Raw genomic sequence first — 23,014 nt, forward strand, 5'->3', positions numbered from 1 at the left:
CCCACCTCCATACGGGGATACCTTTGCAGCTATAGCATAACATTCGTATGAAAAAAATACTGTTCTCTTCGCTGATACTGCTTTGCGGGATATCCGCATTCAGCCAGCAAAAAAAAGCCGACCTGCTGATCAGGTCTGTACGCATCATTGATGTAAAAACCGGTAAAATCACTGCCAACCAGGCCATCGCGGTGCGCAACGACAGTATCATTGCTGTGATGAATAACAAACAGGCCACGCAATACCAGGCCACGGAAACGGTGGATGGGCAGGGTAAATATGCCATGCCTGGCTTATGGGATATGCATATGCACTTTGGTGGCGGCGACACACTGGCCGAAGAAAATAAAAACTTCCTGCCGCTGTATCTCGCCCACGGTATTACTACCATCCGCGATTGTGCCGCAGATATCAGCACAGACGTTTTAAAATGGCGCGATGCCATCAACAACGGCCAGTTACAGGGCCCTACCATTTTCACCTCCGGTCCAAAGCTGGAAGGTTACAAATCCGTTTGGCTCGGCGACCTGGAAATAGGCACCTCCGCAGAACTACAACAGGCGCTGGATTCCCTGCAAAAACTGAAAGTCGACTTTGTAAAAATTACCGAGAATACCATTAAGCCGGAGATCTACCTCGAAGCATTAAAAGAAGCCAGGAAGAGAGGGATGTTTATTTCCGGACACGTACCTTATGTACTCACCATGCAACAAGTAACAGACGCAGGACTCAGCTCCGTAGAACACCTGACCTATGCCTGGAAAGCCGGCGTAAAAGATGATGCAGCCTTTGCGCGTGCCATCGCCAATGGTGAAATCAAAGGAAAAGAGATCAATAAATATATTCTCAACAACTTTGATACCGCCGCTGCTATGAACACCTACCGTCACATGGCAGAGAAAGGCACCTTCATAACGCCAACGCTTACACTGGGAAATGTAATGGCGTACTTTGACCAGGATAACCACGCACACGATCCCTACCTGCAATATATTGGCAAAGGTATTCAACGCACTTATGAAATGCGCGTGAAGCGCGTAATAGCAGATGATAGCGCTGCCATTGCCTGGCGCAAGATGATCTATGAAAAATCATCTTCCATCCTCCCGCTGCTGCAGAAAGCCGGCGTTACCATTATGGCCGGCACCGATGCTGGCTACCTGAACTCATTTGATTATCCGGGCATCGGTCTTCACCAGGAACTGGCACTAATGGTAAAGTTCGGATTAACTCCGTTACAGGCACTACAGGCCTCCGTGATCAACTCACCCGCTTACCTGCATAAAACCAATTATGGCGCTATCGCTCCCGGCAAAAAAGCAGACATCCTGCTGCTGGATGCCAACCCGTTAGCGGATATCCACAACACACAGAAAATCCACGCCCTCCTAGTAAAAGGTAAATTCCTCAACAGATCCGCACTCGACGGCCTGCTGGAGCAGGTAAAAGCCAACGTCGCGCGTACGAAGTAGAGCGCGGATTTTGTCTTGGCTCAGGATTACGCTGATTATACTGATTAGTTTGATTTTTACTTTTGGATTTTATAAAGGATTAAGGGAGATAGAAGCGGATATATTCGCTCTTATCTCCCTTAATTATAAATCTAAAAATCTAAAAATCCAAAAGTAAAAATCAAACTAATCAGTATAATCAGCGTAATCCTGAGCCAAGACAATTTAAAAGCGCCGAAGGCGCCCTACTCTATCGCCGAGAACAGCCGCCCCCAACGAATACGGTTATGATGAATGCTCATCCAGATGATCCAGGCTTTGCCCACTACATGGTCTTCGGGAACATAGCCCCAGAAGCGCGAATCCATCGACTCGCGGCGGTTATCCCCCATCATCCAGTAATAATCCATTTTGAAGGTATAGGTATTGGTTTCCTGGTTGTTGATATAAATTTTTCCGTTTACTACGCGCAGCGTGTTATGTTCATAGGTATCTATAATGCGGCTGTAAAAGGGCAGTGTAAGCGTGTCCAGCGTTACGGTGGAACCTTTCCGCGGGATATATAAAGGGCCAAAGCAATCTTCATTCCACTCGTAGTGTTTTGTATCAAAGGGAAACACCCTGGAATCCGCGAAGGCGTCATATACATAACGTTTTACGGTAGCGCCCATCGACTTCAGGGTATCTATATTGGCGGTGGTGAGGTTGTAAATAAACATACCTGAATCGCGGGTAGCCCGTTGGATATGGTCTGTTCCCAGCACATCCCGCATAGAGTCGCTGAGTTCTTTCTTATCCGGCATGGTAACATAATACCTCGCTTCAAAATGTTCCGGTGAAGCGGTAGGTATATGATTGATATACACGATGCCATCGATGATCTGCAGCGTATCACCGGGAATGGCAATGCATCGCTTGATCCAGTTTTCTCTTTTGTCGACCGGCCGGGTGATAACAGGAGGATAATTTTTATGAACGTATTCCGCACCAAGCGACCGCATATTCGTGTAGTAATCCTCATCATCGCCGGTAATGGTTTTCAGTACAGTATCCCCGCAGGGATAATTAAATACTACCACGTCGTTTCGTCGAATACTGCTGAAACCCGGCAACCGTGTATAAGGCCATTGAACAGCTGTGGAAAAGGGTGGGGTGTTTCTGGTAAACGGAAGGGTGTGATGGGTAAAAGGCCAGGCCAGTGGTGTGATGGGGATACGCGGACCGTAACTGATTTTGCTGACAAAAATAAAATCGTTGATCAGCAACGTTTTTTCCATAGAAGCGCTGGGGATAACAAAAGCTTCAAAGATAAAGGTACGGATAAGGGTAGCGGCAACCACAGCAAAAAGAGCAGCTTCTATCCATTCTCTCACCTTCGATTTCTTCCGGGTACCTTCCTCCGGCTGCTTTACATCGCTGAAAGAAAAATTCATTTTACACGTGGTTTTGGATAAGTAACTACTAACAATTTAATTAATTATACCCACATCTTTTCAAAATTTACAGGAACAAAAAAGGCTGCTGCAATGACGCAGCAAGCAAGGCGTACAAACCTTTACAGCAGTATCATACAGCTGAAAACAAGGGTTGCTGCAGCGAGGTATCTGTGTTATTGAAGCCAGTACATCCTGTTGTACTATTCTACCCGTTTCCGCAAAAAAGTATTACCTCCCGTTATCCTTTTTAAAAAATTTCAACAAGATAAAATCGTTTTATTAAATTGCTCTGCGTAACCACTTCAGTAGTTGCACATTTACCCACGTTCCAAACATAATTACCATGCATACGTCGAGACGTTCTTTCATACAACAAACCGGGCTGATAGCCGCAGGTATGATGTTACCCGGTGCGCTGGCCGCCATGAACGGCAACAAAGCGCTGCCAAAGAAAATAGGTTTACAGCTGTATACCCTCCGCGACCAGCTGGCCAAAGACCCCAAAGGCACGCTGGCCAAAGTAGCAGGCATCGGCTACAAAGAAGTGGAAACGTTTTACGGCTACCAGGGAGCGGGCGACAAAGCTGAGTTCTGGGGACTGAAACCCGCCGAACTAAATGCCGTGCTGAAACAACACCAGCTCAGTACGCCCAGTGGCCATTACCAGCTTAACGACTACCTCACCAAAGGCAATGGCAACGCAGATGCACTGCAGCCACAAATTGACCTGGCCGCCGCACTCGGACAACAATATTTTATCGTTCCTGTATTGCCCCTCTCCCTCTGGGATAAAAAGCTGGGCGCAGATGATTATAAGTTCATGGCCGAACAACTGAATAAAGCCGGTGAACAATGTAAAAAAGCCAACCTGAAAATCGGTTATCATAACCACTACTGGGAGTTCAAACCACTGGCAGACAGCCCCGGCACCGGTTATGAGATTATGCTGAAAGAAACAGATCCTGCACTCGTTGCCTTTGAACTGGATCTTTTCTGGGTCGTAAAATCCGGGCATGATCCCATTACGCTGTTTAAAGAAGCACCAGGCCGATTTGTCGCCTGGCACGTGAAAGACATGGACAAAGCCAATACTGCCAGTCTTACCGCTGCAGGCACAGAAAACAAAACCTCGATGGAACTGCTCTCCGGCGTTACTTTTGCAGAAGTAGGAACCGGCAGCATCGACTTCTCCAAAATATTTGCCCAGGCAAAACTTGCCGGTGTAAAACACCTCTTTGTAGAACAGGACAAAATCACCATCGAACCATTCGACAGCATAACGCAGAGTTATAAATATGTGAAGAACGTTTTGTTGAAATAGCGAAGGTTGTCTTACTCAGGATTAAACGGATTTTATTGATTTAAGGATTTGATCCTGTTGGATTTTAAAAGATTTGGGGAGATATAAGCGGATATGCCCGCGGATTTTCTCTTACTCAGGATTAAACGGATTTTGTTGATTTTACTTTTTTTGATTTTATAAAGGATTTGGGGAGATATAGGCAAAATTCGCTTATATCTCCCCAAATCTTTTAAAATCCAACAGGATCAAATCCTTAAATCAATAAAATCCGTTTAATCCTGAGTAAGACAACATCCGCGAAGACAAAATTCGCGTAGTTTTGCACAAAAGCAAGTAACCTATGGCGATGCATGAAATTGAAACATTGGTGGAACTATCTGTTCTTTGCCTGGATAAAAGCCAGGAAGAAGGACTTGATCGCAGAAGCCTCTTTTTTAATCTGTACAAATTACAACAGCAATATGACACCGGCTTTACCCATTTCCGGGTAATGGATGTATTAATCAAACATCATTTCGTTTATACCTTTCCCGTTACCGCGCATCCGGCTTATGTCACGCATGCGGCCTGGTTTGATGCATTGGCTGCCAGTCAGAAGTTCAGCTTTATTTATGAAGAGCCTACGGCTGAATGGGATCAGGAAACCAATCCTGTAGCGGGTTACGCCAATTTCGATTTTGCCACCCAATCCTATATTTTATATTGCGATGCGGGATCTTCTCTCTGGGCCGCTATGGTAGCGAATGGCATCCTTACCGGCGACGATGCCGCAGCGCCGGAAAAGATGGATACCTTCCCGCTGGCGCATGAAGTGGCGGAAGCAGCCGGCGAACAAAAAGATAAAGATGTGCTGGGCCTCTGGTACCAGCTCCTTCCTTATATGGTAATGGAGGCAGAACAGGAAGGTGAACCCATTCACTACAAAGCACTGGAAGCCATACTGGAACTGGTAGTAGCCAACGACGCCATTCCTGATGAAGGATTGCCGCCGGCAGATGAACTGCCCGTAGGCGGTGAGCTGGGAAAATTCTGTAAGTGGTGGTACGCGCCCGCAGCAGATAAAATGCCCGCCACCGCGCCGGAAGATGTGGAAGAAGAAATAGACCTCGAAGCCGTACCATTTACAGAACAGGTCGATAAAAGTGCTGCCTGGTACGAACAACAGGTAGTACAGATCCTCCAGGACGCCAATGCTGCCATCACGCACATGGAAGACAGCGGCCCCAATGAAGCCACACAGCGAAGCGTGTATGAGCGCCTGCAACAAGGATTGGTGTACGCTAATAAAGGACTGGAGCTATCACCCGGTCAGCCGCCACTGCTCATGAACAAAGGCTCCATACTGATGCTGCTGGAACAATACGATCAGGCGCTCGCCGTTTACAACGAAGCACTCGCCATTGCACCCGAAAATCCATATGTACACCTGAACCGTGCAGTACTCTTTTATCATATGGAGCAGATTCCCGAAGCCATTGCCTCTTTTGAACAACTGCTGCAACTGGAACCGGGCAATGAATTTGCACAACAGTGGCTTTCACATCTGAAAAGTGACGGGTAAGATCCAAATCTGAACCAGTAAAGCTACCGCGCCCCGGCCTGTTGCAATAGCTGTACGATCTCCTTATAACCCCTTTTCTGTGCATGTTGTAAAGCCGTTACACCGTCTTTGTCCGCTATATTCACATGGGCGCCGGCGGCAATCAGCATTTTCAGCACCTGCTGATGCGCGGCGCCACCCTGACCTAATATCACTGCCTCCAGGAGGGCACTCCAGCCCAGGCGGTTGATGTGATCCACCGGGAAATTTTTATCTGCCAGCAAAATGGCTATCACTTCAAGGTGTGCGCGCTCGCAGGCAGGGATCAACGCAGAGCCGCCATAACGGTTATACACTTTATAATCCGCACCAGGCAGGTATAGTTTTACCAGATCGGTATAGCCTTCCGCACCGGCATACAGGAAGGGGGAGTTCTGCAGGTGATCCTGCGTATTTACATTAGCGCCGGCAGCCAGCAGTAATTTTGCGGCAGCAGTATGATGATGATAAGTCGCCACCATTAACGGCGTACGCCCTTCCGCATCTTTTGCCTCCACCTGTTCGCCCCCGGCAATCGCCTTTTTGATAGCATCGGTATCATTGGCCGCAGCCGCTTTAAAAATGATCATATCACGCATAGTCATCTCTTTTTCTTTTTGTGCGCAGGCCGGATGCATAACCCAGAGCAGGCCCAGTAATAAGGTTAATCGCATTGTTGAGGATTGTTACACGAAAATAAATCAATGTTGCGTTGATAACTGGTGCTATTCATGCATAAAACATGACTAATTAAAATTACTGTTCTTCTTCCGTCCGTTAAAAAGATATATCCGTTCATCTATTTTAAAGCCAAAATCCGGAATTATTTGCTAACTTATTAGTGATTAAATCTGGTAGAAAATGCCACAGGAAAACGACCAACAAAATCATCCGCAGAAAAAGGAAAAACATGAAGCCCGCCGCGACTTCCTGAAACAATCCTCCGCGATGATGGCACTGGCCCTCACGCCACCGCTGGTAATGAAAGCAGCGCAGCACGATGAAGCCATTGCCGGCATCTTTGAGAAGATGCCGGTTAGCATGGAAATAAACGGAAAAAAAGTACAGGTTACTGTAGAGCCGCGTGTTACATTACTGGACCTGCTCCGGGAACAACTGGATCTTACCGGTACCAAAAAAGGCTGCGATCATGGTCAGTGCGGCGCCTGTACGGTGCATGTAAACGGCCACCGCATTAATTCCTGTCTCACGCTCGCCGTTATGCAGGAAGGCAAAAAGATCACTACTATTGAAGGCCTCGCCAACGGGGAACAACTGCACCCGGTACAGGAAGCCTTTATTAAGCACGATGGCTTCCAGTGCGGCTATTGCACGCCCGGACAAATCATGTCGGCGGTAGCCTGTATCCGCGAAGGCCATGCCGGTTCCCCGGAAGAGATAAGAGAATTTATGAGTGGGAATATTTGCCGCTGCGGCGCATACGACAATATCGTTCATGCCATCATGGATGTAAAACAGGGAGGGAAAACAGTATGAACCAATTCTCCTATGTACGCCCTGCCAGTCTGAAAGCTGCTATAGATGCGGTGGCAAAAGATAACACGGCCCGTTTCATCGCCGGTGGTACCAACCTGCTGGACCTGATGAAAAGCGGTGTGGTGATACCGGAAAAACTGGTAGATATTAACCGTTTGCCGTTAAAAGATATCCAGCTAAACGGTAATACCCTGCATATAGGCGCACTGGCACTTAACAGTGAACTGGCCGCACATGAGCTGGTTACCACGCATCATCCGTTGCTGTCGCAGGCATTACTGGCAGGTGCGTCACAGCAACTCCGCAATATGGCTACCGTAGGCGGCAATATGATGCAACGTACCCGCTGCACTTATTTTTATGATACTACCATGCCTTGTAATAAACGCAGCCCCAACAGCGGCTGTGGCGCCATTGGCGGCATCAACCGTATGCATGCCATTTTTGGTTCCAGCGAAAGCTGTATTGCCGTACACCCCAGCGATATGTGCGTGGCGCTCGCCGCACTGGATGCTACCGTACTGGTAAGCGGCCCAAAAGGTAACCGTCGTATACCTTTCACAGATTTTCACCGCCTGCCGGGCAATACCCCGCAGCTGGACAACAACCTGGCAAAGGGAGAACTGATCACAGCGGTGGAAATTCCCGCTAACGCCTACACGAAAAATGTATACTACCTGAAAGTACGCGACCGCGCCTCTTACGCATTTGCCCTGGTATCAGTAGCTGCAGCGCTGGATATCAGCAATAATGTAATCAGGAGTGCCCGGCTGGCAATGGGTGGCGTAGCGCATAAGCCCTGGCGGCTATATGAGGCAGAGAAAGCACTGGCCGGTAAAGCGCCCACGGAAGAAAATTTCCGCGATGCCGCCAACATCGCCCTGCAATCTGCCAAAGCATACCAGCATAACCGGTTTAAAACCGGTTTATCTGTCAACAGTATCCAAACCGCCTTACTTAAAGCTGCCAGCGTATGAAAAAGCAACAAACAGGACAGTCGATGGACCGTGTAGATGGCCGCCTGAAAGTAACCGGCGGGGCAAAATATTTTGCCGACCATCACTTGCCGGATCTGCTATATGCCGCGCTGGTATGCAGCCCTATCAGCAACGGTACTATTAAAAGCATCAATACTACCAAGGTCCTCAGAGCCCCCGGTGTGCAGGATGTGGTGTCTCACCTCAACGCGCCGCCGGTGCCGGGATACAAGAATTCCGATCCCAACGCGAAAGACGGTCTCAAAATATTCAAAGACAACCGCATCTACTCCAACGGGCAACCCGTAGCCATAGTGATGGCCAATACAATGGAACGCGCCGTATATGCCGCCTCCCTGGTGGAAGTACAATACAACCAGGAAACGCATTATACCGAAATGAATGCCAATATGGGCAAAGCCTTCCAGAACAACCGGATGAAAGACTATACGCGCGGGGAAGCCGACGCCTGGAAAAAAGCGCCGGTAACCATTGATGCCACCTACAGCCTTCCGCTGGAAGTGCATAACCCGATGGAACTGGCTGGTATTATTGCCCACTGGGATACGCCGGATTCACTGGTAGTGTATGCCAAAACCCAGGGAGTAAAAAATGTACAGGACACCATCAAAAGATTATTTCAGCTACCTGAACAGAATATCACCGTGCATTCACAGTTTGTGGGCGGCGGTTTTGGTATGGCACTCCGCGTATGGCCACTTGAAATAGCCACTATACTGGCCGCAAAAAAAGTCCGCAAACCGGTGAAGCTGGTGATAACGCGTGACCAGATGTTCACACTGGTAGGTTACCGCCCCGCCGCCGTACAGCAATTAAGCCTGGGCGCCACAGCGGATGGTAAACTCACCGGTATCACCCATGAAGCAGTGGCCGTTACTTCTCCTTACGAGGATTTTACCGAAGGCATCGTTGCCATGAGCAAATTCATGTACGCCTGCCCAAATGTAAATACCCGGTATAAACTGGTGCCGCTAAATATCAGCACGCCTATCTGGATGCGCGGCCCCGGTGAAGCTACCGGCGCATTTGCGCTGGAATCGGCTATCGATGAACTGTCTTATAAACTCAATATGGATCCGCTGGAGCTCAGAATACTGAACCACGCGGATACCGATCCTGAAAAGAACCTGCCTTTCTCCAGTAAATATCTCCGGGAAGCTTACCAGCTGGGAGCTGAAAAAATTGGCTGGTCGAACCGCAAAGCCACTCCCCGCAGTATGCAGGAAGACGGTATGCTGGTTGGCTATGGCATGAGCAGCGGTACCTTTGGTGCATTCCGCGGTAAGGCTACGGTATCGGCTACACTGAAAGCAGATGGTACGCTTATTCTCCAGAGCGCCGCTGCCGATATTGGTCCGGGTACTGCTACCGCAATGGTACAGATAGCAGCAGATGTAACCGGCATTGCCCCTGCGAAAATAAAGTTCATGCTCGGTGAATCTGCTTATCCGTTCGCACCCCAGCAGGGCGGTTCTTCTACCGTATCTACTTTAGGTAGCGCAGTAACAGATGCCTGTAAGGCGCTGCAGCAAAAGCTGACAGACCTTGCCATCAATCATGTACCGGCGTTTAAAAATGCTGCTCCGGAAACAATTACTTTTGAAGATGGACAACTGCAGAGAGCCGGGCAGTCGGAAAAAATTTCTTACGAAGCTATCTTGCAACAACAGCAGCTGCCGGAAGTAAATGTGGTCGCCACTTCGCAAAGCGGGGAAGAAAGAAAGAAATATTCCATGTATTCTTTCTCCGTTCACTTTACCAAAGTACATGTACACCCGGCTACCGGCGTGGTTCGTATAAAGCACATTGTAAGCGTGGCAGATGCAGGTACCATTGTAAACGCCAAAACGGCCCGCAGCCAGATGATCGGCGGCGTGGTTGGCGGCATAGGCATGGCGCTTACCGAAGAAGCGGTCATGGATCACCGTTTCGGACGTTTTGTAAACAATAACTATGCAGACTATCACGTTCCTGTAAATGCAGATACACCACCCACCGATGTATATTTTATTAACAAGAAAGATCCTTATATTAATCCGATGGGATCAAAGGGCATGGGAGAAATAGCGCTGATAGGCTTTGCTGCCGCAGTTTCCAATGCAGTGTACCACGCTACCGGCAAGCGGATACGCGACCTGCCTATCACTCCCGATAAAGTGCTTGATGAGAAAGTATACCAGTTGGAAACGAAAAATAAAATGAATTCATGAAAGAACTGGAAGATATCGTAAAATCATATTATGCTGCCTGCAGCCAGGGCATAAAAACCGCGCTGGCCACCGTGGTACACGTAGAAGGCTCTGCTTACCGGCAACCCGGTGCAAGGATGCTGGTTACAGAAACCGGTGTGCTCACCGGCGCCATCAGCGGCGGCTGCCTCGAAGGAGACGCCCTCCGGAAAGCGCAACTGGTAATGATGCAGCAACAGCCCATGCTGGTAACCTATGATACCAACGATGAAGACGATGCCAAACTAGGCGTAGGACTAGGATGCAACGGTATCATTCACATATTGCTGGAACCGGTGAACGCGGAAGATCCCACCAATCCCGTGGCCATGTTGCAGGAAATAATATCCCATCGCACATCGGCAGTATTGGTGACCCTGTTCACCCTGCGCCAGCGCAAAGCGCCGCAACCCGGTACCTGCCTGGTACTCACCGCCAATGGCCAGATGCAGCATTGCATAACAGACGGCGACCTGCAAAACGCCGTCACCGCAGATGCACATCACGCATTGCAAACGCATACGTCTTTTACAAAAACATACCTCTCTACCGGCAACGACTATACGGCACATATAGCTTACATCCCGCCAGCGCCACAGCTATTGATCGCCGGCGCCGGCAACGACGTCATCCCGCTGGTAAAAATAGCCGCGTTGCTCGGATGGCACACCATCGTTGTAGATGGCCGTCCTGGTTACGCTACTACCATGCGTTTCCCGGAAGCCACACAGCTGATCACCGCCAAACCTGCACAGGTGCTCTCCCAGGTACAAACAGATCACTACACCGTGGCAGTGCTGATGACGCATAACTACAACTATGATCTCGCCCTGCTGGCGCAATTGCTTCCGCTGCAACTGCCTTACACCGGTGTGCTCGGCCCCGCCAAAAAGCTGCAGCGCATGTTCGACGAATTATCTGAAAACGGCATCTGCGTTTCCGCGGAACAACGGGCACGCATATACGGACCAGCAGGACTGGACCTGGGTGCAGAAACAGCGGAAGAAATAGCCTTGTCCGTTATCAGTGAAATAAAGTCGATACTCTCTGCTGCTGCCGCCACATCACTCCGGGAAAAAAGCACTGCTATCCATTCCCGCGAACAACAGATCATCCTTCAACAACAACTATAATGGAAACAACTGGTATCATCATCCTGGCCGCCGGAGCCTCAAAACGACTGGGAACACCCAAACAACAACTTCCCTTCCAGAACAAAAGCCTGTTGCAAAATGTAGTGCATGCTGCCCGTCAGTGTGATATGCCCACAGTGGTGGTGCTTGGCGCCTTTGCCACCCAGATCAGGGAACAGCTGGTGTCAGAAAAAGTACATACCGTGGTAAACCCCAACTGGCCCGCCGGCATGGGCGGCTCTATCCATACCGGGTTGCAACACCTGCTACGTATAGCCCCTCACGTAAGTAATGCTTTACTGCTGCTGTGCGATCAGCCTTTTATTACCACTGCGCTGCTGGAAGAAATGTTTGCACTGAAAGATGCTACCGGCAAACCCATTGTAGCCTGTACCTATGGCGACTCTACCGGCACACCGGCGCTTTTTGGCAAATCATTCTTTCCACAACTGCTGGCACTCAATGGCCAGGAAGGCGCCAAAAAAATATTGCTCCAACACCGGGAGCAGGTAGCTACCGTCGATTTTCCACAGGGAGCAGTAGACATAGATACCAGTGGTGACTATGAACAACTGCTTACCAGTACAAAATAAACCGCTGTTTCAGGGTACAACTCCAGTATAAATACACCCTTCTATCTGTTACCCAACCGGAGAAACCTTTATGGTACTGTATTCCAGGTACCTGACCGGGTATTCTTTCTCATTTCTGAAAAATAATTTTTGGTAAATAAAATGACATGCTTATATTTGTCCACAAGATTGGTAGACTAATAAAAACATACCGCCATGAACACAGATCAGGATTATCTAAAGTCGCGCCGGATAAGCGCATCAACCAACCACCCCGCAACAGCGGCGTCTTATTGTTGTTGTTAATTCCCACTCCCCCCTGCGGTCACCCCACCAATTGCCGCGACACCATTTTCTATTTCAACAACTGATTTAACACTGTTAACAAAAAAATCGTCATGAAAACGACCAACCAACCCATATTCTCCCTTGCCGGAGGAGTCACTGCAGCGCATCTTGCCTGGTTCCGTACCTATGGCATCATACAGTTCAAAAACTTTCTCGACAAAAATGCATTGGCAACCGTGCATGAAGAAGTAGAACGTGTACAGGAATTACTAATCCGGAATAACATCCAGAAAGTAAATGGTATTCCGCTCAAATTTGGCACAGACGTGGACGGCAGCCCGCTGATCCAGCGCATCGCCTTCGCATCGCACTACAGCAATGTGCTGCGGGAGCTATTAAAAGATAAAAGACTGCAAACACTCACAGCTTTGCTGGGTCCTTACTCCGGCAGGATCGGTGAAAACGAAAAAGACGGACTGGTGGTAAACCATTACGTCAACACTACGGAGAGCCAGTTTAAACAACTGGGCTGGCACACCGACAGTCCGCGTGATCTGTTCCTGGGCTCACGCATCCTGCCAATGCTCAATGTAGGCATCCATCTCGACGATTGCCCGCTGGACAACGGCGGCCTGAGAGTATTACCCGGCACACATGAACAGGGAATACTGAAGCTATTGTTCAGAAAGAAATACTTCATCGATAATAACCCCGATCAAAAAGAAGTGGGCTTTGAAATTGAAGCGGGTGATCTCACGGTTCACGACGGGCGCCTCTGGCACCGCGTACAGCAGTCGCCCTACACCGGTGAAAAAAGCCGCCGGAGAGTGATGTATATTCCTATCATCACCGGCGCCTATCAGCCTAAAACAGCCAGCAGCCCTACTCCTTTTTATCACAAACTGGCACATCTCAAACAACATCTGTATGGTGGCAAACCACAATGGGCACATATAAAAGCCCGGTCCGAAAGCCTCGCAGAAGTAAACACGCCATCTCTTTAAAAATATATTCCGATGTCATACGCATTAATAACCGGCGCAGCAAAAGGAATAGGAAAAGCCATTGCTGCACAACTCGCAGAGAGAAACTATCACCTGTTGCTGGTAGATATAGATGAAAAAAGCCTGGCTGCAACAGCAGAAACACTCGCGGCGCAATATCACGTGAACGTACATACGTTACACCAGGATCTGTCGGCCCCGGACGCTTTATCAAATGTTACGGGCTGGAGCAGCACCTGGCATCATTCGCTGACCGTAGTAGTGAATAACGCCGGCTATGGCATCAACGGACCGTTTGAGCAACTCACGCTACAGGAACAGTTCAACATCATTGATGTAAATATCAGGGCACAGGTAGGCTTATCGTACGCCTATATACCTGTACTGCGGCAGTTTTCTAAAGCATACCTGCTCAATCTTGCCAGCACTACCGCCTATCAAACGGTGCCTTATCTCAATATTTACGCGTCTTCAAAAGCGTTCGCGCTTTCCTTTACACGCGGACTCCGGTATGAACTCAGGCATTCCCCCATATCGGTGAGTGCCCTGAGTCCCGGGAGCACCGACACGGATTTTGTGAACCGGGCACGCATGGGCGACTACACCCGCAATGTTGCCAACCGCTTCAATATGACGCCGGAGAAAGTCGCCAAAATTGCGATAGACGGCCTCTTCAAAGGCAAAGCGGAGATCATCCCCGGGTTCACCAATAAACTGAATGCATGGCTACCAAAATTCTTCCCGAAATTATTTGTAGAGAAAATTGCAGCAGGTATCTATGAACCAAAAGAGAAAGAAGCCGGCACGATAGCACTCAGTGCATAATACAACCCTTGCTTATATCAGAAAGCTGCATCAAGCCTGGTGCCGCTTTCTGATGTATATGGGAACAACATTTGCAGCGCTCTTATTAAAAAGATAATGGTAACTGCAGGCATTCATATCGGCACATCCGGCTGGAGCTATAAACATTGGCGCGAAATATTCTATCCAACAGGATTAAAACCCGTTGACTATCTTCCCTGGTATGCAAAACAATTTAAGGTAACAGAAATAAATACCAGCTTTTATCATCTCCCAAAACCTGCAACGGTAGAAGCCTGGATAGAGAAAGTGCCGGCGCGGTTCCGCTTCTGCCCAAAGATCAGCAGATATATCACTCACGTGAAAAGATTACTGGATCCTGAAGAATCACTGCCCAGGTTCTTTGATATCTTCGATCCCTTCATCAAACACCTCGGACCTGTGCTCATCCAGCTGCCGGCAACGGCTGCTTTTGATGCAGAAAGAGCTGATCATTTCTTTAAAGTGCTGACTGAAAACTATGCCGATTATCATTTCGCATTGGAAGCGCGACACCAAAGCTGGATTTCTGATGAAGCAATGGCGCTATTGCGGCAATACAAAATTGCGTGGGTAATTGCATTGTCGGGACACCGGTGGCCGTTTGCAGAAGCCATAACGGCAAAACATATCTACGTCCGCTTCCACGGACCCGACGGCAAATATGATAAACTATATCCGGAAAAAACGATGGATACTTATGCGGGTAAATTCAAAGAATGGCAACAGGACAAACATACTGTCTGGGCATTCTTTAACAACGACGGGCACGGCTACGCTTTGCAAAATGCGGAACAGGTGATGGCCCTACTCAAATAATTCCTGCTCATCCGTGTAATACGTTTTCCGGCCGCCGCCGGTATCCTTCTTAATGGGAGCGCCACCGGGACTCTCCGTTAATTTAGCGTTATGTACCAGCATAAAATCGCGGACCTCGCCATTAATAATATCAGGGTTACTTTTCAGGATCTTCTTTTCCGCTCCTTCCAGGATCTTTTTAACTGATTTCAACAACGCTTTGATCTTTGGCGCCGGTATTTTATTGGCAACAGAGAAAGGAGAGATCTTTGCATCCCACAAGATATCATCTGCATAGGCGTTTCCAATACCCAGTACATTGTGCTGATCCAGCAGGTATTTTTTGATGGTTATTTTCTTCTTTGCCAGCTGCGCTGTCAGGTAACTTTCGTTGAAGTCTTTCGACATCGCATCCGGTGCTGTTTTCTCTTCCGGATCAAGGGTGATATTGGCGGCTGCCTGGAAATCCGTCAAAGCCAGCCCGGTGCCATCGGCAAACAATAATTCTACAATAGTATACTTCTGCTCATTCTTCTTTTCAAATAAATACAATTTCCCATGCAACATTAAATGCATACCCAGCACATGCCCGTTTTTAAACACAAAATGCAACTCCTTTCCCACCCGCTGTATATGTTCCAGTGCCTGTCCTTCCAGGGCTGCCTGCAGGTCTGCCTCTTTGGTATGTAATTTCTTCGCGTTCTTTACCGTAACGGACTTCAGTTTTTTATGAAGTAGCGCCTTTTCCAGGTTATGCCGGAAGGCTTGCAGATCAGGTAACTCAGGCATAATGAATATTTTTAAGATAAGTTAACGAATATGGCGGAAATAATAAAGGGCCGGCAGCAATAACCGGCCCATTTTATGGCAGTTTTTTCCTCTTACGAAACAATAAACTAAAGATAAGGATCATAGCAGATCAGCTTTTGCTGATATTGTCCATCATTTAACCAATATTAACCACTTATACATAATTTCCATGTATGTGAACGGCCTGTTAAAATATCCGCCCAGCGGCCTCAGACGCGGATTTCAGGGCTTTTTCAACCCAAAAATCAGTATATTTGTAGTCTATGCCTTTTCTCTAAACCAAATAAAACACGGAGTGTGAACATGAAATTGAAGAAAGTGATTAAACCGTTGATTTTTATTATTACCATTTGTCTTTTCGTATTCCTATTTACAAACTTTACAAACCTCACCACTGCCGGAACATCCACCGCGGCCATCAAACCGGCTACTGCTGTAAAAACGGACTCGGTTCAGCGGGAAAGTTTATACGACATGATGCGACTGGATACCACCGGGCTTTCCAGGGAGGCGTTTGACAATGCCCTGGTAGGATACGAGCATCTGCAGGAAAACGGAAGGATCAAAAATCCGGATGTGTTGTCTATTATCGACTTCTCCCTGCCCAGTACCAAAAAGCGTTTGTTTGTGATAGACTTGAAGAATAAGCTGCTACTTTTTAATACGCTCGTATCTCATGGCCGGAACTCCGGTAAGGATATTGCCAATGCTTTCTCCAACAAGATGAACAGCTTTAAAAGCAGTCTTGGTTTTTATGTTACCGGCGATACCTATAACGGCGAACATGGTTATTCTCTCCGTTTGGAGGGAGAAGAAGCCGGCATCAACGATAATGCCCTCAGCAGGGGTATTGTGATGCATAGCGCAGATTATGTGAATGATAACCTCGGTAAATTACAGGGTTATATTGGCCGCAGCCTGGGATGCCCTGCTATCCCTGAAAATGTGCACCGTAAAGTGATCAGCAGCATCAGGAATGGTACCTGCCTGTTTCTTTACAGCCCGGATAAATATTATTCTGCACATACCCGCATTCTTGTAAAAGACAGCACCGCGTCTTAAATTATTTAAACAGCTTTTCCTTAAAAACGGCGTCATGCCCATATACATCGGAGGCAAAATATAATTTGCCTCCTTCTGACCATGCTGTGAAATAAGTGATAATCACCGGCACCGGATCTTTTACCGCCACAAACTTTTCCTTTCCGCTGTTCATTGCACTGTCAATTTTTTCGTTGGTCCATTGGGGTGAGTCCTCCAAAACAAACTGCGCCATTTTTACCGGATCTTTCAGTCGAATACAACCATGACTGTATGCCCGGTTATCACGGTCAAAAAGACTTTTCTCAGGCGTATCATGAAAGTAAATATTATAACTGTTCGGAAACAGGAACTTCACGCGGCCAAGGGCATTACGCTGTCCGGGCCGCTGGCGGATCACCGGCAACCCGTTCGCCTGCCCTGTTACTTCCATATCTTTCGAGGCCAGATAGCCCCTGTTGCGCTGAATGGCTGGCAGAATTTCCTTTCGCACAATGCTGCGGGGTATATTCCAGTAAGGGCTGAATACCACCTGGTTCAGCATTCCTGAAAACATGGTCGTGCTGTGTCCTTCTTTTCCCACCACAATATCCATATCGAACAAACGTTTATCCCCCTCCGTTACATGTAGCATAAAAGCCGGTATATTCACCAGGATCAGCTTCCCCTGCGGCTTAACAGGCATCCATTTCATGCGTTCCATATTCAGCAGCAGCGCCTGCATCCGCTCTTCCGCAGAAACGTTCAGTGCATTGATCACTGTATCATTCAACACACCGTTTTGCGTATATCCATTGCTGTTACGGAATGAATTAATGGCAGTTTCCAGTTCATCATTAAATACATCGGTGCTGTCATTTTGCTTCAGCTCCCCGGTTATCTGCAACCGTTTTTTTACGGCTATAATTTCGGGAGATGATTGCCCTTTTTTTAATCCCTTCTTTATCACGGGCAATGGTTGCCAGCCACCATTTTTTACATATTCCCGGTAGGCTTTGAGCGGCTCCTTCATGGGGGCAACTGCCGGAAACATTTTATCATTGGTTTTAAGCATGGAATCAGCCAGTTCCATGACGGTGTAGCGCTGCGCCGGTATCATATGTTCAAGCTGACCAATACTGCCGCCGGTTTCCCTGAAATAATTGATGAGCCGCCAGGTAAGCTGCAGTTCCGTTTTAATGAATTCTTTGTCCGTGGCGCTCACCACCAGGCTGTCTTCATCCATGAGGGCATTCAGCCGCTTGTCAAGCGCCCGGTTGCTGGTACTGTCTTTACTGTAATTGTACAGGCTCCGGAAGGCGGCGGCTTGTTCTACGGGCCCTTTACTGTCGAACCAGGCAAACTCGAAATTACGTGCATTATAAAAGCTGCGTAACCGGTCAGCAATGGTATCGTTCAGTTTTTGGGCGGTGATGAATGCGGCTATCGCCGAACTGTCCAGGAACAGGTCGTTATAGGCATTTTCAGGGGTAATCCCAGTGTTGCGGGGACTAATGTGTTCAGCAGAGGTGGCTGGTGCAGACGGGGAGTTACAGCCATTGAGTATGTATGCAAACAATGTAATCAGTAGTAGCCTTTTCATACTGGTCTACTATCAAATTAGAAGCCGGTTGCCAGATGCCATGCTACAGCGGCAAAAGGAAGAGCGGACGTAGCCGCGACGGAACAAACTGTGCATATAGCGCAACAAAAAGCCCTCCCGGGATACCAGGAAGGCTTTCTCACGAAAATATCTGTGTTAATTTTTTAGTCCCAGGTATTGCTGTACAGACTTATAATTCTTCCAGTCCACTCCACTGGCGCTACGGGCAGCAACGCCGCCGGGAACCAGCACATAACGGAACTGCTGGATCACTTTTTCGCCGGGATAATTGCCCGAGCTGAGATCATGACTGGCCAGGATAACGATTCCTCCTTCGGAGGCGCGGAAACTTACAAACAGGTACGGATCCACGTAAGGCAAAGGCACGATATAAGGCGCATCGGCGGAGTCAAGGTTGAAATAAACATTTATGACGCCTTTGGTTAGTATTTCCTTGGTCAGTTTGGGAATTTCTATGGCGCCAATAAAGCCATCGCCGGTTGGCACGCCATTTTCATCCCGGATACTATCAAAAGCAACGTTGAGCCAGTCCGAGTAGATCACATTGGCCACGCCAGTATCACCTTTGGGACCACCGGGGCCGGCAGGACCGGCAGGGCCCCCTGGACCAGCAGGACCAGGATTTCCGGCAGGGCCCTGGGCTCCGTCTTTGGAGCAGGCAGCAAAAGCCAGAATTACAGCAAATAAGCACATCAGGGGCAGGTGACGGGAAGAAAGTTTCATAAAGGAAGATTTTGGATGATTTAATATAATTAATGATATGTGGAGATGCAAGGCAACGGGATCTTTAACACGTTAGTCAATATACAAAAAAACAAACAACAAAAATGCGATAATTTAGTTCAGGTAGCCCTCCGTAACTTCCTGCCCCCTGGCTAAAACAAAATCGCTCTTTGTTGGTTTAAATACAATAGACCCTTTTTATCATCTGAACCATTTCTTTAATAACCTATAGTTAAAATATGACCGTGCACCGCAAACTCTGTGTAATAATACCTGTACATAAGTCCGTGTTGTCCGAGGAGGAAGCGTTATCGCTACACGCCTGCTACAGGCATTTAAAAGCATTCGACTGTTTTCTTGTTTTCCCGGAAGGCTTGCCCGTCGACCGCTATCTCGCAATCCATCCCGGGCTCATCCCAAAACCGGTAGCTCCGTCGTGGCTTTCTTCTCTGGCAAACTATAACCGGATGAAATTATCTGTTCCGTTTTACCAGCAATTTGCTGACTACGAATTTATGATGACCTACGAATTGGATGCTTATATCTTTAGTTCCAAAGTGCACGAGCATCATGGATTCGATTTCGATTTTATAGGAGCGCCTGTTTTTGAGGGATACCTGAATGCAACGCCGGATGCACCATTCCATGGTGCGCTTAATTCCGGTTTTTCTATCCGGAATATACAATCATGTCTTAGCGTGCTGAAATTACTTAGAAGATATCGGTTAAGATGGAAGTTCTACCATTTTATTTACGCCAACTGCGCCGCTTTACGGAAAAGAATAAAACAGGATCAGGACGCTATCTTTTTTAATATCCATCTTAAAAAATATTATACCGGGAAAAGTTTTAATGAAGATATGATCTGGACGCAGGTAGTTCCACTCCTGGATCCCTCATTCAAAACAGCTCCGCCGGAAACCGCCGCTGCATTCAGTTTTGAAGTAAATCCAGAACGGCTGTATGAATTAAATAACGGCAGGTTACCACTCGGATGCCATGCCTGGTTCAGATTTCCTTTCTGGAAAGAACATATAAAGAAGATAACTGTGCACTGATCAGTTACCCCTTGTTTACCATGCATCATTTTATTAAATTTACTATACATCTATTTATCAGGTATGGCCAATTATCATGTGCAATCACCTGTCCTATTATTATCCTTCAACCGACCTGATACTGCCTTAAAAATATTTGAACGGGTAAGAGAAGCCCGGCCCGCTAAGTTGTATATCGCTGCAGACGGACCACGAGCCGGTGTAGAAAAAGATACACAGCTATGCCGGGAAACAAGAAAGATTTATGACCAGGTAGATTGGGACTGTAGCGTGCACAAACTATTCAGTGAAGAAAATAAAGGTTGCAAGGTTGCTGTAGCGGAAGCTGTGACCTGGTTTTTTCAACAGGAAGAGGAAGGTATTATCCTGGAAGATGATTGCCTGCCCACCAACGACTTCTTCTATTTTTGCGATCAGCTGCTTCCCCGGTACCGGCACGATACCCGTATGGTAAATATCACCGGTACCAATTTGCAGATGGGAAAAAAGTGGGGAAACGGCAGCTATTATTTCTCACAATACAGCCACATCTGGGGATGGGCAAGCTGGCGGCGGGCATGGGAAGCATACGACATCGACCTGGAACACTATAACGAAACAGACGCCGTTGCTGTACTGGAAAATATCTTTAGTGATCAGTTCCTGATCGATGGATGGATCGAAATCTTTCAAAAATTAAAAAGAAAAGAAATAGATTCCTGGGACTACCAGTTTAACCTGATTAACTTTTTCCGGAATGGACTATGTATTACACCAAATGTAAATCTGATCAGCAACTTAGGGTTCAGGCCGGATGCCACCCACACTTATAATGTTCCGGAAGATCACGCCAATTTACCGGCGGAACAACTGGAAAAACCTTTGGTGCATCCTTTGCATTTTACGCCGGAAAAACGCGCCGATTATTATTTTTTAAGCAAAGACTTTAGGCTCGAAGAGAAATGGCAAAAAGTAAAAAAAGAGCAACTGCTGAGAAGACGGTTTAAACGGTGGGTAAGAAGTCTTTTTAAATAAATCATCCTCAAACGTCCAGCAGTATGTTTAAAAAAATGATAGAAAGATCTGCCCTGAAAAAGATCCACCCCTATTACGAAATAGATGGATGGCTAACCGAACGGGAAGCACTGGGACTGTTCCTTACCGCACGCAAATTGCGTCGCGATGCGGTAGTGGTGGAAATTGGCAGCTGGCAGGGCAAAAGCACTTACTGCATTTCAAGAGGACTCCGGTCAGGAAAAATCTACGCGATTGATCCATTTAATGCAGACGCAGGGTTCGACCAGGGAAGCCGGAAGGAATATGCAGAAAAAGGCGCCACTACTGATCTTTTGATCCGCTTTACGGAAAATATGGAACGCCTGTCTGTTCATGATAAAATCATCGTGAAGAAAGGCTACTCATATGAAATGCACAACGACTTTCAACAGATCGACTTCCTCTTTATCGATGGCGACCACTCCATCGCAGGATGCAGATCGGATTTTGAGTTATACGCCTCCAAAGTGGTAAGAGGCGGCTACATCGCTTTCCACGATTACTACCCGGACCGGGATGAACTGGGACCTACTTATGTAATCCAGAACCTGGCAGGCGACCATTTTAATTTTTCCAGGCAATATGACTCGTTATGGATTGGAAAAAAACGATAGATTATTCACTGGTCATATGCACCTTTAACCCGGACGAACGCATCCTGCGACGTTGCCTGGAAGCAGTATACCGCCTGGACACTACCGGTATTTCCACCGAAGTTATTTTAGTGGATAATAACAGCGATCTCCCACTCCACCAGCAATCATATGTAAAGGAGTTTGAAGAAAAGATCCCCGGCATGCACCTCCTCCTGGTACAGGAACAGGGCGTAAATTATGCACGGATGGCGGCCATAGAAAAAGCCGCCGGCAACTTTATCGTATACTTTGATTACGACAATGAACCGGAAAGGGATTACCTCCGGGAACTAAAAAAACTAAACGAACAATTCCCTAACGTGGCAGCCTGGGGCCCGGGTAAGGTGAAGGTGGATTTCATTGACGGCGTAGATGCTACCATTATGCATTTTGCCAGCATGGCCTTTCAGCAACGGGAAGAACAAACGGTAAGAACCGCATGCGAAACTTCATGGCAATCCTGTTATCCTTTTGGTACCGGTCTTTGCACTACCGCTTCCCTGTTAAAAGAATTTGTGCAGCTGGCCCGCCAGGGACGCTTTACCGCCTCAGGAAGAAAAGGGAATAAACTCAGCAGCGGAGAAGATACCCAAATGGTACTACACTGCATCAGCAAAGGATACGAGGCAGGCGTATCCCCGGCTCTGAAACTTACACATATCATACCCCGCAGCCGGGCCAACAGTCAATACTTGCAACGCCTCCTGTATGGCACATTTATCTGCTATGAAACCTGCCTGTTACAAGTATTCCCGGAACAAAAAAGATCGCTCGAACAAAAAATAATGCCGCGATGGAAATTCTCCCGGAAATCCCTGAAGAAATTCATCAGGGCCAGGTGGAGTAAAGATCCGCACAAAATGTTTGACCTCGTGGAATTCATTGCCACCAATGCGGGCACCTATGCCGCACTGGATAAACCAATACCGTTGCCGGTAAACCAGATAGTAAGGATCCTAAAAGTGGAGTAGCTTAAAAA

21 protein-coding genes are annotated in these 23,014 nt (G+C 47.6%); 16 read left to right on the forward strand and 5 right to left on the reverse strand.

Annotated elements, in window-relative coordinates:
* The first annotated feature begins 47 nt into the window (after positions 1-47).
* Positions 48-1,472 carry an amidohydrolase family protein gene (locus AB6805_RS04815; RefSeq protein WP_370908323.1) on the forward strand — a complete coding sequence of 475 codons (1,425 nt, stop codon included), beginning with the start codon at positions 48-50 and terminating at the stop codon, positions 1,470-1,472.
* A 224-nt stretch (positions 1,473-1,696) separates the two neighbouring features.
* Here the strand turns inward: AB6805_RS04815 and lepB are convergent, their stop codons facing one another.
* Complete coding sequence (lepB, locus tag AB6805_RS04820) at positions 1,697-2,884, reverse strand: signal peptidase I (RefSeq protein WP_370908324.1); 1,188 nt, start codon at positions 2,882-2,884, stop codon at positions 1,697-1,699.
* A 346-nt stretch (positions 2,885-3,230) separates the two neighbouring features.
* On the opposite strand from lepB, the gene AB6805_RS04825 reads away from it, so the two are divergent.
* A complete protein-coding gene (locus AB6805_RS04825; protein WP_370908325.1) occupies positions 3,231-4,208 on the forward strand; it encodes a sugar phosphate isomerase/epimerase family protein in 978 nt (325 codons plus the stop codon).
* 322 nt (positions 4,209-4,530) lie between these two features.
* Positions 4,531-5,751, forward strand: a complete 1,221-nt coding sequence (locus AB6805_RS04830) for a tetratricopeptide repeat protein (protein ID WP_370908326.1) — start codon at positions 4,531-4,533, stop codon at positions 5,749-5,751.
* Between the two features lie 23 nt (positions 5,752-5,774).
* Here AB6805_RS04830 and AB6805_RS04835 read toward each other — a convergent pair whose 3' ends face one another.
* The gene (locus AB6805_RS04835) at positions 5,775-6,443 is read right to left on the reverse strand and encodes an ankyrin repeat domain-containing protein (protein WP_370908327.1); all 669 of its coding nucleotides are present in this window, start codon (positions 6,441-6,443) and stop codon (positions 5,775-5,777) included.
* Positions 6,444-6,630: 187 nt separating this feature from the next.
* Between AB6805_RS04835 and AB6805_RS04840 the strand changes: the two genes are divergently transcribed.
* The 8 genes from AB6805_RS04840 to AB6805_RS04875 all read left to right on the forward strand — a co-directional run bounded on the left by AB6805_RS04840 (position 6,631) and on the right by AB6805_RS04875 (position 15,151).
* Complete coding sequence (locus tag AB6805_RS04840; protein WP_370908328.1) at positions 6,631-7,266, forward strand: 2Fe-2S iron-sulfur cluster-binding protein; 636 nt, start codon at positions 6,631-6,633, stop codon at positions 7,264-7,266.
* Positions 7,263-8,243 carry a xanthine dehydrogenase family protein subunit M gene (locus AB6805_RS04845; protein ID WP_370908329.1) on the forward strand — a complete coding sequence of 327 codons (981 nt, stop codon included), beginning with the start codon at positions 7,263-7,265 and terminating at the stop codon, positions 8,241-8,243. Before AB6805_RS04840 ends, AB6805_RS04845 begins: the two co-directional genes overlap by 4 nt.
* A complete protein-coding gene (locus AB6805_RS04850; RefSeq protein WP_370908330.1) occupies positions 8,240-10,474 on the forward strand; it encodes a xanthine dehydrogenase family protein molybdopterin-binding subunit in 2,235 nt (744 codons plus the stop codon). Before AB6805_RS04845 ends, AB6805_RS04850 begins: the two co-directional genes overlap by 4 nt.
* Positions 10,471-11,625 carry an XdhC family protein gene (locus AB6805_RS04855; protein WP_370908331.1) on the forward strand — a complete coding sequence of 385 codons (1,155 nt, stop codon included), beginning with the start codon at positions 10,471-10,473 and terminating at the stop codon, positions 11,623-11,625. The genes AB6805_RS04850 and AB6805_RS04855 overlap by 4 nt, the downstream gene beginning before the upstream one ends.
* Complete coding sequence (locus AB6805_RS04860) at positions 11,625-12,218, forward strand: NTP transferase domain-containing protein (RefSeq protein ID WP_370908332.1); 594 nt, start codon at positions 11,625-11,627, stop codon at positions 12,216-12,218. The genes AB6805_RS04855 and AB6805_RS04860 overlap by 1 nt, the downstream gene beginning before the upstream one ends.
* Before the next feature lie 377 nt (positions 12,219-12,595).
* On the forward strand, positions 12,596-13,489 hold the full coding sequence (locus AB6805_RS04865) for a phytanoyl-CoA dioxygenase family protein (protein WP_370908333.1): 894 nt from the start codon (positions 12,596-12,598) through the stop codon (positions 13,487-13,489).
* 12 nt (positions 13,490-13,501) lie between these two features.
* Positions 13,502-14,314: an SDR family NAD(P)-dependent oxidoreductase gene (locus AB6805_RS04870; RefSeq protein WP_370908334.1), complete on the forward strand. Its 813-nt coding sequence runs from the start codon at positions 13,502-13,504 to the stop codon at positions 14,312-14,314.
* 96 nt (positions 14,315-14,410) lie between these two features.
* The gene (locus tag AB6805_RS04875; RefSeq protein WP_370908335.1) at positions 14,411-15,151 is read left to right on the forward strand and encodes a DUF72 domain-containing protein; all 741 of its coding nucleotides are present in this window, start codon (positions 14,411-14,413) and stop codon (positions 15,149-15,151) included.
* Here AB6805_RS04875 and AB6805_RS04880 read toward each other — a convergent pair.
* A complete protein-coding gene (locus AB6805_RS04880; RefSeq protein WP_370908336.1) occupies positions 15,140-15,919 on the reverse strand; it encodes a DNA-formamidopyrimidine glycosylase family protein in 780 nt (259 codons plus the stop codon). The genes AB6805_RS04875 and AB6805_RS04880 overlap by 12 nt on opposite strands.
* Before the next feature lie 324 nt (positions 15,920-16,243).
* On the opposite strand from AB6805_RS04880, the gene AB6805_RS04885 reads away from it, so the two are divergent.
* Positions 16,244-17,002, forward strand: coding sequence for a murein L,D-transpeptidase catalytic domain family protein (locus tag AB6805_RS04885; RefSeq protein ID WP_370908399.1), 759 nt, complete (start codon positions 16,244-16,246; stop codon positions 17,000-17,002).
* Position 17,003: 1 nt separating this feature from the next.
* Here AB6805_RS04885 and AB6805_RS04890 read toward each other — a convergent pair whose 3' ends face one another.
* Entirely contained in the window at positions 17,004-18,563 is a 1,560-nt protein-coding gene (locus AB6805_RS04890) for a murein L,D-transpeptidase (protein WP_370908337.1), read from the reverse strand.
* A gap of 156 nt (positions 18,564-18,719) precedes the next feature.
* Complete coding sequence (locus tag AB6805_RS04895; protein WP_370908338.1) at positions 18,720-19,307, reverse strand: hypothetical protein; 588 nt, start codon at positions 19,305-19,307, stop codon at positions 18,720-18,722.
* Between the two features lie 239 nt (positions 19,308-19,546).
* On the opposite strand from AB6805_RS04895, the gene AB6805_RS04900 reads away from it, so the two are divergent.
* From AB6805_RS04900 to AB6805_RS04915, 4 genes are all read left to right on the forward strand, one after another.
* Positions 19,547-20,365 carry a DUF5672 family protein gene (locus AB6805_RS04900; protein WP_370908339.1) on the forward strand — a complete coding sequence of 273 codons (819 nt, stop codon included), beginning with the start codon at positions 19,547-19,549 and terminating at the stop codon, positions 20,363-20,365.
* 63 nt (positions 20,366-20,428) lie between these two features.
* Positions 20,429-21,379 (forward strand): hypothetical protein, encoded by a 951-nt coding sequence (locus AB6805_RS04905; RefSeq protein ID WP_370908340.1) that lies wholly within the window; start codon positions 20,429-20,431, stop codon positions 21,377-21,379.
* Positions 21,380-21,414: 35 nt separating this feature from the next.
* Positions 21,415-22,014, forward strand: coding sequence for a class I SAM-dependent methyltransferase (locus AB6805_RS04910; protein WP_370908341.1), 600 nt, complete (start codon positions 21,415-21,417; stop codon positions 22,012-22,014).
* Entirely contained in the window at positions 21,993-23,006 is a 1,014-nt protein-coding gene (locus tag AB6805_RS04915) for a glycosyltransferase (RefSeq protein ID WP_370908342.1), read from the forward strand. Before AB6805_RS04910 ends, AB6805_RS04915 begins: the two co-directional genes overlap by 22 nt.
* Positions 23,007-23,014: the final 8 nt, after the last annotated feature.

Origin of the sequence: Chitinophaga sp. RCC_12 (genome assembly GCF_041360695.1) — a bacterium.
GTDB lineage: Bacteria > Bacteroidota > Bacteroidia > Chitinophagales > Chitinophagaceae > Chitinophaga.

What these genes read in the sequence shown, in the direction of transcription:
- AB6805_RS04815 (WP_370908323.1), top strand. Translation starts at nt 48, where the DNA reads ATGAAAAAAATACTGTTCTCTTCGCTGATACTGCTTTGCGGGATATCC.
- lepB (WP_370908324.1), bottom strand. Translation starts at nt 2,884, where the DNA reads ATGAATTTTTCTTTCAGCGATGTAAAGCAGCCGGAGGAAGGTACCCGG.
- AB6805_RS04825 (WP_370908325.1), top strand. Translation starts at nt 3,231, where the DNA reads ATGCATACGTCGAGACGTTCTTTCATACAACAAACCGGGCTGATAGCC.
- AB6805_RS04830 (WP_370908326.1), top strand. Translation starts at nt 4,531, where the DNA reads ATGGCGATGCATGAAATTGAAACATTGGTGGAACTATCTGTTCTTTGC.
- AB6805_RS04835 (WP_370908327.1), bottom strand. Translation starts at nt 6,443, where the DNA reads ATGCGATTAACCTTATTACTGGGCCTGCTCTGGGTTATGCATCCGGCC.
- AB6805_RS04840 (WP_370908328.1), top strand. Translation starts at nt 6,631, where the DNA reads ATGCCACAGGAAAACGACCAACAAAATCATCCGCAGAAAAAGGAAAAA.
- AB6805_RS04845 (WP_370908329.1), top strand. Translation starts at nt 7,263, where the DNA reads ATGAACCAATTCTCCTATGTACGCCCTGCCAGTCTGAAAGCTGCTATA.
- AB6805_RS04850 (WP_370908330.1), top strand. Translation starts at nt 8,240, where the DNA reads ATGAAAAAGCAACAAACAGGACAGTCGATGGACCGTGTAGATGGCCGC.
- AB6805_RS04855 (WP_370908331.1), top strand. Translation starts at nt 10,471, where the DNA reads ATGAAAGAACTGGAAGATATCGTAAAATCATATTATGCTGCCTGCAGC.
- AB6805_RS04860 (WP_370908332.1), top strand. Translation starts at nt 11,625, where the DNA reads ATGGAAACAACTGGTATCATCATCCTGGCCGCCGGAGCCTCAAAACGA.
- AB6805_RS04865 (WP_370908333.1), top strand. Translation starts at nt 12,596, where the DNA reads ATGAAAACGACCAACCAACCCATATTCTCCCTTGCCGGAGGAGTCACT.
- AB6805_RS04870 (WP_370908334.1), top strand. Translation starts at nt 13,502, where the DNA reads ATGTCATACGCATTAATAACCGGCGCAGCAAAAGGAATAGGAAAAGCC.
- AB6805_RS04875 (WP_370908335.1), top strand. Translation starts at nt 14,411, where the DNA reads ATGGTAACTGCAGGCATTCATATCGGCACATCCGGCTGGAGCTATAAA.
- AB6805_RS04880 (WP_370908336.1), bottom strand. Translation starts at nt 15,919, where the DNA reads ATGCCTGAGTTACCTGATCTGCAAGCCTTCCGGCATAACCTGGAAAAG.
- AB6805_RS04885 (WP_370908399.1), top strand. Translation starts at nt 16,244, where the DNA reads ATGAAATTGAAGAAAGTGATTAAACCGTTGATTTTTATTATTACCATT.
- AB6805_RS04890 (WP_370908337.1), bottom strand. Translation starts at nt 18,563, where the DNA reads ATGAAAAGGCTACTACTGATTACATTGTTTGCATACATACTCAATGGC.
- AB6805_RS04895 (WP_370908338.1), bottom strand. Translation starts at nt 19,307, where the DNA reads ATGAAACTTTCTTCCCGTCACCTGCCCCTGATGTGCTTATTTGCTGTA.
- AB6805_RS04900 (WP_370908339.1), top strand. Translation starts at nt 19,547, where the DNA reads ATGACCGTGCACCGCAAACTCTGTGTAATAATACCTGTACATAAGTCC.
- AB6805_RS04905 (WP_370908340.1), top strand. Translation starts at nt 20,429, where the DNA reads ATGGCCAATTATCATGTGCAATCACCTGTCCTATTATTATCCTTCAAC.
- AB6805_RS04910 (WP_370908341.1), top strand. Translation starts at nt 21,415, where the DNA reads ATGATAGAAAGATCTGCCCTGAAAAAGATCCACCCCTATTACGAAATA.
- AB6805_RS04915 (WP_370908342.1), top strand. Translation starts at nt 21,993, where the DNA reads ATGGATTGGAAAAAAACGATAGATTATTCACTGGTCATATGCACCTTT.